Below are 16,253 nucleotides of genomic sequence, written 5' to 3'. Positions count from 1 at the left end.
TCGCTCACTCCGCCGGCTGTGGTTCGGGGTTGCTGGCGGACCAGTCACCTGGCTTTCTTGCTTCACTGCGAACGATTTTCGCCGGCGGCGAGACATCGGCATCGGTGCCGGCTTCCTCGGCAATCGAAGCAGCTCGCAACGCCTTGGCGTTGCCGCGCCAGCTGTCCCACATGCCGATGATGCCCTTGGGCAGCAAAAGCGTGACGGCAACGAACAGCCCACCCAGTGCAAACAGCCAGAACTCCGGCAGCACACCGGTGAACCAGGATTTTCCGGCATTGACCAGCAACGCACCGATGATCGGCCCGACAATGGTGCCGCGCCCGCCGACAGCCGCCCAGACGACGACTTCAATCGAATTGGCCGGCTCGAATTCACCCGGATTGATGATGCCGACCTGCGGCACGTAGAGCGCACCGGCTATGCCGGCCATGACGGCCGAGACGGTGAAGGCGAACAGTTTCACGTTCTCCGCCCGCCAGCCGAGAAAGCGCGTGCGGCTCTCGGCATCGCGTACCGCCATCAAGAGCTTGCCGTATTTTGAGCCGACGATCGCCCAGGTGACGAAGACGGCAAGTGCCAGCATCACCGCGCTGGCGGCAAACAGCGCCGAGCGCGTCGCGTCGGCCTGCACGTTGAAGCCCAGAATATCCTTGAAATCGGTCAGGCCGTTGTTGCCGCCGAAACCCATGTCGTTGCGGAAAAAGGCAAGCAGCAGCGCATACGTCATCGCCTGGGTAATGATGGAGAGATAAACGCCGGTGACGCGGCTGCGGAAGGCGAACCAGCCGAAGACGAAAGCCAGCAGGCCAGGCACCGCGAGCACCATGAGGCCGGCGAACCAGAAATGGTCGAAGCCATACCAGAACCATGGCAGTTCCTTGTAGTTCAGGAACACCATGAAGTCGGGCAAGACGGGATTGCCATAGACGCCGCGCGAGCCGATCTGGCGCATCAGATACATGCCCATTGCATAGCCGCCGAGCGCGAAGAAGGCGCCGTGGCCGAGCGAAAGGATGCCGCAATAGCCCCAGACCAGGTCGAGCGCCAAGGCAAGCAGCGCATAGCAGAGATATTTGCCGGTCAGCGCGACGATGTAGGATGGGATGTAGAAGGCGCTGGTAGGAGACACCGCAAGGTTGAGCAACGGCACGATGACGGCCACCGCCAGCAGGATGGAGATCGTAATGGCGATGCGGCGGTCCGCGCCGGCGGCAAAGAAGCGTCCCGTGATCATGCTTCCACCGCCCTCCCCTTGAGCGCGAACAGGCCGCGCGGGCGTTTCTGGATGAACAGGATGATCAGCACCAGCACGACGATCTTGCCGAGCACCGCGCCCGCATAAGGCTCGAGGAACTTGTTGACGATGCCGAGCGAGAAGGCGCCGACCAGCGTGCCCCACAGATTACCGACGCCGCCGAAGACAACGACCATGAAGCTGTCGATGATGTACCCGCGGCCGAGATTGGGCGAGACGTTGTCGATCTGGCTCAGCGCGACGCCGGCAATGCCGGCAATGCCGGAGCCGAGCGCGAAGGTCAGCGCGTCGACCCACGGCGTCCTGATGCCCATCGAGGCAGCCATGCGCCGGTTGGCGGTGACGGCGCGCATCTGCAGGCCCCAGGGTGTGCGCTTCATCACGTAGAGCAGGATGCCGAAGACAGCGAGCGCGAAAAACAGGATCCACAGGCGGTTCCAGGTGATCGCAAGTTGCCCGAGATTGAACGAGCCCGACATCCAGGATGGGTTGCCGACCTCCTGGTTGGTCGGCCCGAAGATTGAGCGCACGGCCTGTTGCAGGATCAGCGAGACGCCCCATGTCGCCAGCAGCGTTTCAAGCGGCCGGCCATAGAGGAAGCGGATGACACCGCGCTCGATGATCAGGCCAACCAGGGCCGCGACGAGAAACGCGAGCGGCAGTGCGATGACCAGCGACCAGTCGAACAGGTCCGGGAAGGATGTACGGATCACCTGCTGGACGACGAAGGTCGTGTAGGCGCCAAGCATGACCATCTCGCCATGCGCCATGTTGATGACGCCCATGACGCCGAACGTGATGGCGAGGCCGATTGCCGCCAGCAGCAGCACCGAGCCCAGCGAGATGCCGTACCAGACGTTCTGCCCGGCGTCCCAGAAGGCCAGCGTCGAATTGATGTTGGCGATCGCGGCTGTCGCCGCTTGCCTAACCGCGTCGGTGGAATTCGCCACGACCGAAGTGAGCAGCGAAACAGCATCGCGATCGCCCCGTGCCCCGATAAGCGCGATGGCGGCGAGCTTGTCGCCTTCGGGCCGATCCGAGACAAGAACTGACGCGGCACGGGCCTGTTCGAGCAGAGCCTTGACGCTGGCCACGGCCTCACCGGCGATCGCCGTATCGAGGGGGGCGATATTTGCGGCGTCAGGTGTCTTGAACATGGTGTCGGCGGCGGCGATGCGGACAGCCGGATCCTTGGCGCCGAGCGTCAGCGTGCCCAACGCATCGCGGATGACGCGACGCAGCGTGTTGTTGACCTTGATCTTGGTGATGCCGTCCTTGGCCGCCTCACCCGATGCCTCCCCGCTCAACGGGTCGGAAAGCTGGACGCTCTCGCCCGCTTCCTTGCCGACAAACACCAGGGAATCGGCCTTGCGGACATAGAGGTTGCCGTCGGCAAGTGCCGCAAGCGGCCGCTCCACCGCCGGGTCGCCGGCGGCTGCCAGTTCGTGGACGACGGCTCCGATCTCGGAAAAGCCCTTGGCCGTGGCGAATTTGGCGATCATGCCGCGCAGATCGGTTTCGCCAGCGCCCGATGACGACAGTGTCGCCAGCAGGAACAACAGCATCAAACCCGTGCGGATTAAGGTCATCGGTTTCTGGTAACCCCTGAAGGTTGAAGTGGGCGTCCGGACGGCGGAGGAAGCCGTCCGGACGCGCGCGGTCTGACTGGGTCAGCCCTGGGAGGGATCAGTTCGTGCCCTTGCCACCGCACTTGCCGGTGGCAACATTAAAGTTGCCGCAGGACAGAGGCGCGCGCCAATCCGAGATCAGGTCCTTGGAATCAGGCAGATAGTCGGACCATTCGTCGCCCATCACCAGGCCCGGCGTGCGCGACACGGTCTCGAACTGGCCGTCGGCCTGGATTTCGCCGATCAGCACCGGCTTGGTGATGTGGTGGTTCGGCATCATCGTCGAATAGCCGCCGGTCAGGTTCGGCACCGACACGCCGATCATGGCGTCGATGACCTTGTCCGGATCGGTGGTGCCGGCCTTCTCGACCGCCTTCACCCACATGTTGAAGCCGATATAATGGGCCTCCATCGGGTCGTTGGTGGTGCGCTTGTCGTTCTTGATGAACTTGTGCCAGTCGGCGATGAACTTCTTGTTCTCGGGCGTATCGATGCTCTCGAAATAGTTCCAGGCGGCGAGATGGCCGACCAGCGGCGCGGTGTCGAGACCTGCAAGCTCTTCCTCGCCGACCGAGAAGGCCATGACCGGAATGTCCTCGGCCTTGATGCCCTGGTTGCCGAGTTCCTTGTAGAACGGCACGTTGGCGTCGCCGTTGACGGTCGAGACGACGGCGGTCTTCTTGCCGGCCGAACCGAACTTCTTGATCGCCGAAACCTCGGTCTGCCAGTCGGAGAAGCCGAACGGCGTGTAATTGACCATGATGTCTTCAGCCGCCACGCCCTTGGCCTTCAGATAGGCCTCGAGGATCTTGTTGGTGGTGCGCGGATAGACGTAGTCGGTGCCTTCCAGCACCCAGCGCTTAACCGAACCGCCGTCCTCGCTCATCAGATAGTCGACCGCCGGGATCGCCTGCTGGTTCGGCGCCGCCCCCGTGTAGAACACGTTGCGCTCGCTCTCCTCGCCCTCATACTGGACCGGATAGAACAGGATGTTGTCGAGTTCGGAGAACACCGGCAGCACCGATTTGCGCGACACCGAGGTCCAGCAGCCGAACACCGCCGCAACCTTGTCCTTGGAGATCAGTTCGCGCGCCTTTTCGGCAAACAGCGGCCAGTTGGAAGCCGGATCGACGACCACCGCCTCGAGCTTCTTGCCGAGCAGGCCGCCCTTGGCGTTCTGCTCGTCGATGAGCATCAGCATGGCGTCCTTCAGTGTCGTCTCCGAAATCGCCATGGTCCCCGAGAGCGAATGAAGAATGCCGACCTTGATCGTGTCGTCGGCGGCCTTGGCCGGAGCCGACATCAACAGGCCGGCGGCGACCGCACCAGCCGAAAACATTTTTGTTATTGTCGAGAAATTACCCCTCATATTACGGACTCCCAAGCTAGTTGATTGCACCGCAACACTACAATGCAACCCCCATGCCAACCGCTCCAGCGATCCTGAAAGGGTGCAAATAGTTCATAGATATCAGCAGCTTGGAATATAGGGGCTTCCAAAACAAAGAGAGCCGGCCAGAAATCGATTGAGGGAAATTTGCGCAGCTTACACAGTTTTTGCCTAATTTTCGCTCATTCTCCCAGACTGCCTAGATTTTGATCTGAATAGCGGCGCCTTGGGCGACCGATGTTGCGGCGCGGTGCAAAAATAGGGCAAGCTCGCTCTTCAAACGAGCGACGTCATGATTTCAGGGATTTCACGCTTTTTCATCGGCATACTGCTTCTGGCCGCAGCAACCGGAGCCGCGCGAGCCGATTTCAGCGATGGCAAGATGCCTGACGGCACCTATCATTGCGAAGTGTACCTGCTTGGCATGTTCCTCAGCCTCGGCGACATCACCATCAAGGGGAACGTCTACAGCGGCCCTGTCTACACCAGCCTCGGCGTCTTCGGCCCCGCTCAGCAAGGGTACAACTACCAAATGGATGCGAACGGCGTGATTTCCTGGCTGGGACCACTGGGCGGCTACTCCGCCGGCGGCAACTCGCTGTCGCTGACCCAGGCGACGCTGGACGGCGAAACCGTGCCCTCCTTCGACATCATCATGAAGCAACCCGACGGCGCCTTCACCGCATCGACCTGCACCAAGCAATAAGGCGGCAAGAAAAAGGCGCGGAACCTTGCGGGTTCCGCGCCAGCAGCCCGTCGGGAGGATGTGACTAGATCGTCTTTGCCGACATCTGCGCGGCGATGTAGTCGGCCTGGCGGATCGCCAGCGACACGATCGTCAGGGTCGGGTTTTCGGCGGCCCCGGTGGTGAACTGGCTGCCGTCCGACACGAACAGGTTCTTGATGTCGTGCGCCTGGCCGTGCTTGTTGACGACGCCGTCTTCCGCTTTCTCGCTCATCCGGTTGGTGCCGAGATTGTGAGTCGACGGATAGGGTGGCGTCGGGAAGGTACGGGTGGCGCCGACCGCATCGTAAAGTGCCGTAGCCTGTTTGTAGGCGTGGTTACGCATCGCCGTGTCGTTCGGATGGTCGTCGAAATGCACGTCGGCGATCGGCATGCCGTGCGCGTCCTTCTCGTCTGCATGCAGCGTGATGCGGTTCTCCGCGCGCGGCATGTCCTCACCGACGATCCACAGGCCGGCCATGTGGTCGTAGTGATCGAGTGCGGTGGTGAACGAGCGCCCCCAGGCGCCCGGATCGAGGAATGCGGCCATGAACGGCAGGCCGAGCGACAGCGTCTCGAACTCGTAGCCGCCCACGAACCCACGCGACGGATCATGCCGCGCCTCGTCGCGGATGATGCCGGCCATGGTGGTGCCGCGATACATATGCACCGGCCTGTCGAAGATGGCATAGACCGAGCCGGTGGTGTGGCGCATGTAGTTCTTGCCGACCTGGCCCGACGAGTTGGCAAGCCCATCGGGGAATTTTCCCGACGCCGAATTGAGCAGCAGCCTTGGGCTCTCGATCGAGTTGCCGGCAACCGCGACGATGCGCGCCTTCTGCTCCTGCAGCTTGCCGTCCTTGTCGGCGTAGACGACGCCGGTCACCTTTCCGCTGGCGTCGTGGTTGATCTTGATCGCCATGGCATTCGGCCTGACTTCGAGATGGCCTGTCGCCTCGCCCTTGGGGATCTCGGTGTAGAGCGTCGACCATTTGGCGCCCCATTTACAGCCCTGGAAGCAGAAGCCGGTTTGCTGGCAGGAATTACGATCGTCGCGATCGACCGAGTTGATGGCCATGTTGCCGGTGTGGCATTCCTTGTAGCCGAGCTTGTCGGCGCCGGCCTTCAACACCTTGAAATTGTTGTTGCCCGGCAGCCGCGGCCAGTCATTGGTGCCGGTGACGCCCATCTTGGCCTCGGCCTTGGCGTAGTAGGGCTCCATCTCGGCCAGCGTGATCGGCCAATCGAGCAGGTTGGCGCCTTCCAGTTTGCCATAGGTCGAGAGCGTCTTGAACTCGTGCTCCTGGAAGCGCAGCGAGGCTCCCGCCCAATGCGTGGTCGAACCGCCGACCGACTTGACGATCCAGGCCGGCAGGTTCGGAAAATCCTTTGCCACGCGCCAGTCGCCGGACGTGGTGCGCTTGTCGGTCCAGGCGAGCTGGGCGAACGAACCCCACTCGTCATTGACGAAATCCTCGTATTCGTGGCGCGCGCCGGCTTCCAGGATGACGACGTCGACACCCTTCTGGGCAAGTTCGTTGCCGAGCGTGCCGCCGCCGGCGCCCGAACCGATGATGACGACCACGCCGTCGTTGTTCAGATCAAATGAAGCTGCCATGGTTTCCTCCCATGATTTCTGTTTGCGGGTTCAGGAACGACGGGGCTCAGAGCCACTCAATGTCGTCGAAACCGCGCGCGATGTAGCCGCCCTTGGAATAGGACTCGCCCTCGTAGCCGAAGATCGGCCACACCTCTTTCTGGTTGTAGAGGCCGACCACAAGGCCGCCTCTGATGGCCTGGAAAAAGGGCGTCGCCTCGATCTGCTTCAGCACGCCGACGCGCTGGTCTTCCCAGCCGAGGCCGCGATAGCCGCCGTCACCGGATTTCTTGTCGAGGTCGGCGATGCCATCCTCGAGCATCGCCTTGTAGGCGGCGTCCTTGCCGGCCTGCTCGTCATGACCTTTCACGGCAATGGCGTAGTATTTGTCCGGCACCTGATCGTGCGGATAGATGTCACGCGCCATCTGGATCAGCGTCGCCATGGTTTCGGGCTTGAGTGCCGATGTCTCGAGCCCCCAGGCATGTTCAGGGCTGATGACGGCGCTACCGGAGATGACGAGCAGCGCGCCGATGCCGCCGCGTTTGAGAAGCTCACGACGGGAAAGCCCGGGCTTCGCGTCATAGATCGTGACCATTTTATTCCTCCCTGCTTGCTATGTGCACTGTTGAGAGTGCGTTTGCTGGCGCCGCACCTGCCGGCGCGACTGCTATGTCTCCTATTGGAAGCGACCTCCGCGCTGCAGAACCTCGATCTTGTAGCCGTCGGGGTCCTCGATGAAGAAAAAGCGGGCGATCAGCGATCCGTCGCGGTTGAACTCGACGATCTTCTTCGGATTCAGGCCAAGCGCACCGAGACGGTCATGTTCGCTGTCGAGGTCGGCGACGGAGACAGCGAAGTGACCGTAGCCGTCGCCGAGCCCGTAAGCTTCCTGCCGATCCTTGTTCACGGTCAGTTCGAGCTCGAACCCTGCCTCGGCATTGCTGAGGTAAAGGAGCGTGAACGTCTCGAAATCCAGCCTGTCGGCGACATTGAGCCCGAAGGCGTTTCTGTAGAAATCGACCGATCGGGTCTCGTCGAGAACCCGGATCATACTGTGGATCGCCTTGGCCAAATTAGTCTCCGCGCTGGTGTGGAGGCGATTATGCGCGGCGCGGACAAAAGGTGGTGGCAGCCGGTTACCACGCCCGCAGCCGCGAACGGGACGAAAGTCCGATTGCCGGACCGGCAATTTTGCCCGAGAATACGTGTGGGGACAGGTCAAGCAGTATCAAACTGCACGCCGTCCACCCAAGACCAACAATCATGGGAGGTTTGTCGGATGTGCAGGGTGTTTGCGGGCCAGGACCCCGAAGGCTATCGCCAGATCAACCGCTCGATTCGCATCGACGGTCACTCGACCAGCATCCAGCTCGAAGCGACGTTCTGGGCGTTGCTTGACGAGATCGCCGAAAACCAGAACCTGACGACGCCGAAATTCATCTCCAAGCTCTATGACGAAGCTATAGAGATCAACGGCGCCATCCCGAACTTTGCGTCGATGCTGCGCACCACCTGCGCGCTCTATCTGCGCGGCCATCGGCCGGGGATGGATGAGCAGATGGTGCCGAAACGGGAGGCTGCTTAGCGCATTGCGCTCAGCTGAGTTCTTGCGCGAGCCCGATGAGAAGCCCTCCGGGCCCTCGAATGTAGCAGAGCCGGTACACGTCTCTATACTGGACGACTTCGCCTTCGAGCCGCGCACCGCGATTGCGGAGCCTTTCAAGCGTCCCGTCAATGTCGTCCACGGCGAACATGACGCGGAGGTAGCCGAGGGCGTTAACCGGGGCGTTGCGGTGATCCGAGACGACAGGCGGCGTGAGGAAGCGGGACAGTTCGAGCCGGCTGTGGCCGTCCGGCGTCCGCATCATGGCAATCTCGACGCGTTGATCGCCCAGTCCAGTGACACGTCCGGCCCATTCTCCTTCGATCGTGGCCCGCCCTTCGAGCTCAAGGCCGAGCTCGCCAAAGAAACCAATCGTCTCTTCGAGGTCATCGACGACGATTCCTATGTTGTCCATCCGTTTGAGCGCCATGTGTTCAGTCTACAAGGCGTCGTCCAGGTCGTAAACTCATCAGGCTGCTTGCCAGCTGAGCAGGTATGATCAAGGGGTCCGGAACGCCTCGTGATACGTCGCGGTGGCGCCCTGGTGTCGACCACTACCTCGAACGCCAGCCGGTCTGTGGCTGTCCCTGATTCATGCCTGATGGCACGATGCTGTTTCTATCGGTCCAGTATCCGGCCGCGTATGCCAGGACGCTCTGCAAGAGGCGACGCTGCAGCCCAAGTTCCGGGCGAAAACCGGCTTCCAACAGCACAAGCAGACCTGGTCGACAGTAGACCAAACCCTCGCTAACGATTTTGTGATGTGGTTGACGAGGTCATTTTCATCTCGCAGTCTATCGGCATTCGATCTGCGGCGTAACCTAACTATCGTTGTCATGAATACTTGGGAATCACTTCCCAAGCGTGCTCTCTTATTTTTGAGATTCCTAATATGAACCGTCGCAACCCTGTCCGAATGAATCGGCGTCTTTTCCTGTCCTCGGTCGCAATGTTTACGGCAACCGCGACATCGGCCGGTTTTGCGCGATCGTTCTCGGGCACTTTGCCCTGGACGCCAATGGCATCCGATCCACCGACGCAGGTCGTGGCAGGCGGCTGGCACTTTTTCTCGGCCCAGGAAGCAGCCCTAGTCGAGGCGATCGTCGACCGCATCATTCCGGCCGACGAGCTCAGCATGGGCGGCAAGGAAGCCGGTTGCGCCGTCTATATCGACAGGCAGTTGATGGGGGCGTTCGGTGCGTCGAGCCGGCTTTACACGCAAGGCCCCTTTCTGCCTGGACTGCCCACCCAGGGCTATCAGGGCGAGGCCAATCCGGCGCAGCGTTACCGCACCGGGCTTGCCGCCATCGACGCTTTCCTGAAACAGCGGGACGGCAAGACATTCGTCGAGCTCGCACCGGCCGAACAGGATGCCTTCCTGACGGCTATGGAGGCCGGGAAGGTCGACCTGCCCAATGGCGTCAAGGGGCCGGGTTTCTTCGGGCTTCTGCTGCAGAACACCATGGAGGGGTTCTTTGCCGACCCCGTCTATGGCGGCAACAAGGACATGGTCTCGTGGCGCATGCTTGGTTTTCCAGGCGCCCGCTACGACTACCGCGACCATGTCAGCAAACACAATCAGCCATATCCGCAGCCGCCTGTCTCGATCATCGGGCGCCCCGAATGGCTCGGCAAAGGCGCCTGATCATGACCAACATACTGCCTCGCAAAGACGTCGTGATCGTCGGCCTCGGCTGGACGGGATCCATTCTGGCCCACGAATTGACCGATCAGGGCCTGGACGTGGTGGCTATAGAACGCGGCCCCTGGCGCGATACGGCAACCGATTTCAACATCGGCTACGCGCAGGATGAGTTGCGCTACAGCATCCGGCGCGACCTCTTCCTGCAGCCGGCCGTGGAAACCATGACGGTGCGCAACGACCCGTCGCAGAAGGCGCTGCCGATGCGCGATTTCGGCTCCTTCCTCCCCGGCAACGGCGTCGGCGGCGCCGGCGTCCACTGGAACGGCCACACCTGGCGGTTCTGGGATTCAGACTTTCAGATAAAGACCAATCTGACCAAGAAATATGGTGCATCGAGAATCGCCGATCTCCAGGTCGAGGACTGGGGCGTGACCGGCGCGGAGATGGAGCCCTATTACGACCAGTTCGAGTATCTGGCAGGCATCTCGGGCAAGGCCGGCAATATCAAGGGGCAGTTGCAGGAAGGCGGCAATCCGTTCGAGGATCCAAGGTCGCGGGATTATCCGAACCCGCCGATGCAGATGACCTACGCGCCAACCCTGTTCGCCGAGGTCGGCCGGTCGATCGGCCTGCATCCCTTCCCGACCCCATCCGCCAACATGTCGCGGGCCTATGTCAACCCGCTCGGCATCGCCATGGGTCAATGCACCTATTGCGGATTCTGCGAACGCTTCGGCTGTGCCAACTATTCGAAGTCGAGCGCCCAGACCACCGTCCTTCCGGTGCTGATGAAGAAGTCCAATTTCGAAGTCCGCACCGACAGCGAGGTACTGCATGTCGATCTGGCTCCCGGAGGCAAGTCGGCGCGCGGCGTGACCTACGTCGATACCTCAGGCGAGGAGTACTTCCAGCCGGCCGATCTGGTGCTGCTGTGCGCCTACGGCCTGCACAATGCCCGGCTGATGATGCTGTCCGGCATCGGCAAGATCTACGACCCCGGCAGCGGCGAAGGAACGGTTGGGCGCAATTACTGCTACCAGACAAACGCCGGCGTGCAGGTGTTTTTCGACGACAAGAACTTCAACCCGTTCATCGCCGCAGGCGCGCTCGGCCAGACGATCGACGATTACAATGGTGACGCATTCGACCACGGCGCGCTGGACTTCGTCGGCGGTGCGGGCATCAACTGCATTCCCACCAACGGGCGCCCGATCGGAACCAGGCCGACCCTGCCCGGCACGCCGAAATGGGGCAGCGCCTGGAAGAAGGCAACGGTCGAGGGCTACAAGAGCACGCTTGGCTACTCGTCCCAGGGAAGCAGCTACGCGACGCGCAACAACTACCTCGACCTCGACCCGACCTACAAGGACCGTTTCGGGCGGCCGCTGATGCGCATGACGTTCGATTTTCCTGACAACGACATCCGCATGTCGAACTATGTCTGCGACCGGATGGAGGAAATCGCCAAGGCGCTCGGCGGAAAGCAGTACGCCGTCAGCCGCCGCAAGAAAGGCTGGGACAGCGTCCCCTACCAGAGCACCCACAATACGGGCGGCGCCATCATGGGAACGGACCCGAAGAAGAGCGCGGTCAACACCTTCCTCCAGAGTTGGGACGTCCCCAACGTCTTTGTCATCGGTGCGTCGGCCTTCCCGCAGAATGCCGGCAAAAATCCGACAGGAACGGTCGGCGCGCTCGCTTTCCGCGCCGCCGATGCCATCCGCAATCAATATCTGCGCAATCCCGGTGCACCCCTGGTGCAGGCATGAACAAGCTCGTTCTCACGCTCGCCATCGGTGCTGCGGCCCTCACTGGCGGCCCGGCATGGAGTGCCGACCAGGCGGACCAGATCATACGTGGACAGTATCAGGCGGTGCTCGGCGACTGTGCAGGCTGTCATACGCGAGCCGAGGGCAAACCGCTGGCCGGCGGCCTGCCGCTCGAAACGCCGTTCGGCGCGCTTGTGCCGCCCAACATAACGCCTGACCGCGAGACGGGCATCGGCAGTTGGTCGGAAGCCGACTTCCGCAGCATGATGAAGTCAGGCATCGGCCACAATGGTGTGCGGCTCTACCCCGCAATGCCCTACCCCGCCTATACCAGGATGAACGATCGGGACATTTCCGACTTGTGGGCCTATCTGACGACGGTTCAACCGGTATCGAACAAGGTCGAAGCCAATCAGCTGCCGTTCCCGTTGAACATCCGGCTGGCGATGCTGGGCTGGAATGCCCTCAACTTCACCGAAGCAAGCTTTCAGCCGGATCCCTCCAAGTCGGCGGAGTGGAATCGCGGCGCTTATATCGTCCAGGGCGCGGGCCATTGCGGCACCTGCCACTCGCCCAAATCTTTCCTTGGTGCCGATAAGGACAGCGAGTTCCTGCAAGGCGCCTCCCTGCAGGGCTGGTTTGCCCCCGACATCACCAACAATGCGCAATCGGGCCTGGGCAAATGGTCGGAAGAGGATCTGGTGAAATACCTCAAGACCGGCGTCAATGCGCATTCGATTGCCTCCGGTCCGATGGCGGAGGCAATCGAGAACTCCACGTCGAAAATGACCGATCCCGATCTCAAGGCGGTTGCAGTCTACCTCAAGAGCCTGGGCTCGGATGTCGACAGTGCCCAACCGGCAAAGCCTGACGCAACACGGATGACCGCGGGCGAGGCAATCTATCGCGACAATTGCTCGGCCTGCCATGGTGGAGATGGTGCCGGGTCAGGCGCGCTTTTCCCTTCCCTTGCCGGCAATTCGATCGTCGTGCAGGGCAGTGCCGAAACACTGGCCCGGCTCGTCCTTGCCGGCAGCCAGGCCGTGCACACGGCCGATGCACCGACGACGCCCGCCATGCCTTCCCTGGCCTGGCGCCTGAAAGACCAGGAGGTCGCCGACGTCTTGACCTATGTGCGCGCCAGTTGGGGCAACGCGGCTCCTGCAGTCTCGTCCGGCGATGTCGCCGCCGTACGCAAGGAATTGACCCAGTAGACCCGTACTCTAGCTCTCTGCTGCGACAGCGAGCGCCAGACGGCTCATGTCGGTGAAAAGCGCCTGGCGCTCGGAATAGTCGGTCTGTTCGCCGGTCTCGATGTTGTCCACCACGACACACATCGACAAGGCACGTGCTCCGAAATGCTCCGATATGCCATAGAGCGCGCTGGTTTCCATATCCACGGCCAGGGCTCCTTGCGCCCGTGCATCGGCAAAACGGGCACGCCCATCCGGGTGATAGAAGATGTCGCTGCAGACCGTCAGGCCGACATGATGGTCGATGCCAAATTCTACCGCCTTGGCCCGTGATGATGCGAGGAGCGCCGGGTCCGGGCCAGCCGGTCCATAAAGGCCGAAAACCTGGCCGCTCTGGGCGCTTTCCGCCTGTGCCGATTGCGAGATGACAAGGCTGCGCAGCTTTGCCTTTGCGGTCAGGCTGCCGCAGGTGCCGGTACGGATCAGCGTCCGGGCGCCATAATGGTCCAGCAGTTCATGCGCATAGATCAGAAACGATGAAACGCCGATGCCCGTCGCCTGAATGCTGATGGACTTGCCACGAAACAAGCCGGTGAAGCCAAGCGTGCCGCGTCGGCGATTGATGCAGCGCGGCGCTTCCAGGAACGTTTGCGCCATCCATTCGGCGCGCTGCGGGTCGCCCGGCAACAACACCGTGTCGGCATAGTCGTCCTTGTCCGCTTCGTTGTGCGGCGTCACCGGTTGCTCCCCTAAGCCTTCCTGCCGTTCACCCCTCAATCATGGCGTTGTCACGGCGTTGCGCAAGGAGGAACATGGGGAAGGCTCTAGGACTCCAGCACGTCCTTGACGATCGTGGCCAGTTGCTTGAGCGAAAACGGCTTCGGCAGGAAGCCGAAATGCGCATCTGCCGGCAGGTTTCTGGCGAATGCGTCCTCGGCATAGCCGGACACGAAGACGAACTTGATGTCGGGCTGGCGCTTGCGCAATTCGCCGAGCAGCGTCGGCCCGTCCATTTCCGGCATCACCACGTCGGAAACGACGATATCGACCTTGCCGCCCAGCGCCTCGAACACTTCCAGCGCCTCGACGCCCGACGATGCCTCGTGCACGGTGTAGCCGCGCGAGGTCAGCGCCCGCATGCCGCCCATGCGCACGGCATCCTCGTCCTCGACGAGCAGCACCGTGGCCGAGCCCGACAGATCCTTGGCCGGATCGGCGACCTTTGCCGGCGCCGCCGGCGCATCGCCGGGCTCGCCTGCTTTTTTCGCTTCGGCGATGTGACGCGGCAGGAAAATGCGGAAAGTCGAGCCTTTGCCGACTTCGGAATCGCAGAAGATGAAGCCGCCGGTCTGCTTGATGATGCCGTAGACCATCGACAGGCCAAGGCCGGTGCCTTTGCCGACTTCCTTGGTGGTGAAAAAGGGCTCGAATATCTTCTTCAGCACGTCGGGCGCGATGCCGCTGCCGGTGTCCTCGACTTCGACCACGACATAGTCCGCCGGGGCGAGTTCGCGGTAGGAAAAGGCCTTGCACTCCTCGGCGGTTACATTGCGGGTGCGCACGGTCAGATCGCCGCCCGCCGGCATAGCATCGCGCGCGTTGACCGCAAGGTTGACCACCACCTGTTCGAACTGCCCGATATCGACCTTGACCGGCCACAGGTCGCGGCCATGGTCGACCTTCAGCTTGATGTCGTTGCCGACAAGGCGGGCCAGCAGCATCCTGAGATCGGCGAGCACGTCGGTCAGGTTGAGCACTTCCGGCCGCAATGTCTGCTTGCGCGAGAAGGCCAGAAGCTGCCGCACCAGCGAAGCCGCCCGGTTGGCATTCTGCTTGATGTTCATGATGTCGGGGAAGGACGGGTCCGACGGGCGGTGATTGGTCAACAAAAGGTCGGACGCCATGATGATGGCGGTCAGCACATTGTTGAAATCATGCGCGATGCCGCCGGCAAGCTGGCCGACCGCCTGCATCTTCTGGCTTTGCGCCATCTGCCCTTCCAGCGCCTTCTGCTCCGTTGTCTCGACGGCGTAGACGATGGCCGACTCCTCGGCGCCCTCGCCGCCGGTGCCGTCGGCGACGGCATTGACGTAGAAGCGGATGTGCCGTTCGTCGTTGCCGGGCAGAAGCGTGTCGATCGGCTCGATGTCGGCCTGCCGCTGCTGCGCTTTCTCGAAGGCAGCCGCGAAGGCCGGCCGGTCGCGTTCGTGGATTACCGTGTCGAGCCGCACGCGACGGTCGACGGCGTCGCGATCGACGACAGACGAAAACAACGACAAAAACGGCGCATTGGTGCGCAGGATGCGTCCGTTGTGGTCGACGCCGGCGATTGCCATCGGTGTCGAGTTGAAGAAGCGGGTGAAGCGCACTTCCGAAGCCCGCAAATCGGCAGAGGCATCCTCGCCTTGCGTGCGGTTGAGCACGATCGTGCGTGTCGGCCCATTCAATCCTTCGCGGCTGGCCGAAACGCGGTGCATGAAGCGCACCGGCAGCGCTTCGCCCGTCATGGTCGTCAAATCGAGATCGATCACCGCGTTGCGTGTGGTGCCGGGGTCGGCCTTGACCGAGCGGACCAGCGCCATGCCGTCGCCGGCCACGATCTCCGACAGAGACACGGCGCCGGGCGTGAAGCTGGTGAGGTCGATGCCCAGCCATTCGGCGAGCGTGGCGTTGATGTAGGTGACGCGGCCCTCCTGGTCGGCCGAAAAGAAGCCGGCCGGCGCGTGGTCGAGGTGATCGATCGCCTTCTGCAGATCGAGGAAGAAGCGCTCCTGCTCGGCCCGCTCCTGCGAGATATCGGCAAGCTGCCAGGCCAGCATCGGCAGCCGCTGGCCTGGAACGCTGAAGGCGCGGGCGCGCGCGCGGTACCAGCGGGCGCCCGGCTCGGCACCGGGCCGAATGGACTGTGCGAGCCTAAACTCGCCGTCGCCCGGCTGGCCGTCGCGAAGGCCGGACGCCAGGCGATAGATCGTCACCGAGGCTTCGGGGACATCCGAGAGCAATCCCTCGACGGTCTTCAGATCGGCAGCGGACGATGCTCCGGTCATATCCGCATAGGCGCGGTTGGCGTAGACGACGCGGCCCTTGGTGTCGGTGACGAGAAGCCCCTGCGACATCGAATCGACGAAGGATTTCGACAGTTCGTCGCCTATCGAGCGTGGCGTGACCTGCACGAAGCCGATCGCCGTCGCGAACAGGAAGCCGACGCCGATCATCGCCAGCACGCCGAGCATGCCGAGCAGGAAAGGATCGCCGAGGCGCTCGCGGAAAAGACCGAAGACGATCGCGGCCCCCGTCAGAACGACGATGAAAATGATAAGCCGGGTAACCGCGCCCGGTCGCGTATTCTGGTCGACGATCGGTACCGGATAGAAATCGCCGCGCGCTTCCTTGGCCATGTGCCCCCTGCTCGTGAATTCCGGTGTTCCGACACCCGCCCCGTA

At 62.2% G+C, this 16,253-nt stretch carries 14 protein-coding genes; 5 read left to right on the top strand and 9 right to left on the bottom strand.

What is annotated here, in order from left to right; genetic code table 11:
• Positions 1 to 4 precede the first annotated feature (4 nt).
• The 3 genes from urtC to urtA form a co-directional block, all read right to left on the bottom strand.
• Entirely contained in the window at positions 5 to 1,237 is a 1,233-nt protein-coding gene (gene urtC, locus A4R29_RS13095; RefSeq protein ID WP_027161511.1) for an urea ABC transporter permease subunit UrtC, read from the bottom strand.
• A complete protein-coding gene (urtB, locus tag A4R29_RS13090) occupies positions 1,234 to 2,847 on the bottom strand; it encodes an urea ABC transporter permease subunit UrtB (protein ID WP_027161510.1) in 1,614 nt (537 codons plus the stop codon). The genes urtC and urtB overlap by 4 nt, the downstream gene beginning before the upstream one ends.
• A 97-nt stretch (positions 2,848 to 2,944) precedes the next feature.
• On the bottom strand, positions 2,945 to 4,255 hold the full coding sequence (gene urtA / locus A4R29_RS13085) for an urea ABC transporter substrate-binding protein (protein ID WP_013531849.1): 1,311 nt from the start codon (positions 4,253 to 4,255) through the stop codon (positions 2,945 to 2,947).
• Positions 4,256 to 4,568: 313 nt separating this feature from the next.
• Between urtA and A4R29_RS13080 the strand changes: the two genes are divergently transcribed.
• Positions 4,569 to 4,982 carry a hypothetical protein gene (locus A4R29_RS13080; RefSeq protein WP_063172074.1) on the top strand — a complete coding sequence of 138 codons (414 nt, stop codon included), beginning with the start codon at positions 4,569 to 4,571 and terminating at the stop codon, positions 4,980 to 4,982.
• A gap of 64 nt (positions 4,983 to 5,046) precedes the next feature.
• Here the strand turns inward: A4R29_RS13080 and A4R29_RS13075 are convergent, their stop codons facing one another.
• From A4R29_RS13075 to A4R29_RS13065, 3 genes are all read right to left on the bottom strand, one after another.
• On the bottom strand, positions 5,047 to 6,618 hold the full coding sequence (locus tag A4R29_RS13075; protein ID WP_013531851.1) for a GMC family oxidoreductase: 1,572 nt from the start codon (positions 6,616 to 6,618) through the stop codon (positions 5,047 to 5,049).
• 46 nt (positions 6,619 to 6,664) lie between these two features.
• Positions 6,665 to 7,195, bottom strand: coding sequence for a hypothetical protein (locus A4R29_RS13070; protein ID WP_027161508.1), 531 nt, complete (start codon positions 7,193 to 7,195; stop codon positions 6,665 to 6,667).
• An 81-nt stretch (positions 7,196 to 7,276) separates the two neighbouring features.
• A complete protein-coding gene (locus A4R29_RS13065) occupies positions 7,277 to 7,672 on the bottom strand; it encodes a VOC family protein (RefSeq protein ID WP_027161507.1) in 396 nt (131 codons plus the stop codon).
• A gap of 207 nt (positions 7,673 to 7,879) precedes the next feature.
• Here A4R29_RS13065 and A4R29_RS13060 point away from each other — a divergent pair, with 207 nt between their 5' ends.
• Positions 7,880 to 8,185 carry a ribbon-helix-helix domain-containing protein gene (locus tag A4R29_RS13060; RefSeq protein WP_013531854.1) on the top strand — a complete coding sequence of 102 codons (306 nt, stop codon included), beginning with the start codon at positions 7,880 to 7,882 and terminating at the stop codon, positions 8,183 to 8,185.
• Positions 8,186 to 8,195: 10 nt separating this feature from the next.
• Here A4R29_RS13060 and A4R29_RS13055 read toward each other — a convergent pair whose 3' ends face one another.
• Positions 8,196 to 8,633, bottom strand: coding sequence for a VOC family protein (locus tag A4R29_RS13055; RefSeq protein WP_024503525.1), 438 nt, complete (start codon positions 8,631 to 8,633; stop codon positions 8,196 to 8,198).
• A 588-nt stretch (positions 8,634 to 9,221) separates the two neighbouring features.
• On the opposite strand from A4R29_RS13055, the gene A4R29_RS13050 reads away from it, so the two are divergent.
• The 3 genes from A4R29_RS13050 to A4R29_RS13040 are packed head-to-tail and all read left to right on the top strand — an operon-like array spanning position 9,222 to position 12,831.
• On the top strand, positions 9,222 to 9,848 hold the full coding sequence (locus tag A4R29_RS13050) for a gluconate 2-dehydrogenase subunit 3 family protein (RefSeq protein ID WP_224619294.1): 627 nt from the start codon (positions 9,222 to 9,224) through the stop codon (positions 9,846 to 9,848).
• A 2-nt stretch (positions 9,849 to 9,850) separates the two neighbouring features.
• Positions 9,851 to 11,617, top strand: a complete 1,767-nt coding sequence (locus A4R29_RS13045; protein ID WP_063173670.1) for a GMC family oxidoreductase — start codon at positions 9,851 to 9,853, stop codon at positions 11,615 to 11,617.
• Positions 11,614 to 12,831, top strand: a complete 1,218-nt coding sequence (locus A4R29_RS13040) for a c-type cytochrome (RefSeq protein WP_063172072.1) — start codon at positions 11,614 to 11,616, stop codon at positions 12,829 to 12,831. The genes A4R29_RS13045 and A4R29_RS13040 overlap by 4 nt, the downstream gene beginning before the upstream one ends.
• A gap of 9 nt (positions 12,832 to 12,840) precedes the next feature.
• Here A4R29_RS13040 and A4R29_RS13035 read toward each other — a convergent pair whose 3' ends face one another.
• Together A4R29_RS13035 and cckA are read right to left on the bottom strand one after the other, a co-directional pair.
• Positions 12,841 to 13,548: a purine-nucleoside phosphorylase gene (locus A4R29_RS13035; RefSeq protein WP_013531859.1), complete on the bottom strand. Its 708-nt coding sequence runs from the start codon at positions 13,546 to 13,548 to the stop codon at positions 12,841 to 12,843.
• 86 nt (positions 13,549 to 13,634) lie between these two features.
• Positions 13,635 to 16,208: a cell cycle histidine kinase CckA gene (gene cckA / locus A4R29_RS13030; RefSeq protein ID WP_063172071.1), complete on the bottom strand. Its 2,574-nt coding sequence runs from the start codon at positions 16,206 to 16,208 to the stop codon at positions 13,635 to 13,637.
• Positions 16,209 to 16,253: the final 45 nt, after the last annotated feature.

Source organism: Mesorhizobium ciceri biovar biserrulae (genome assembly GCF_001618845.1).
Taxonomy (GTDB): domain Bacteria; phylum Pseudomonadota; class Alphaproteobacteria; order Rhizobiales; family Rhizobiaceae; genus Mesorhizobium; species Mesorhizobium ciceri.
The sequence above is the reverse complement of the archived record's forward strand: the minus strand, read 5'-3'. Positions and strand labels throughout refer to the sequence as shown.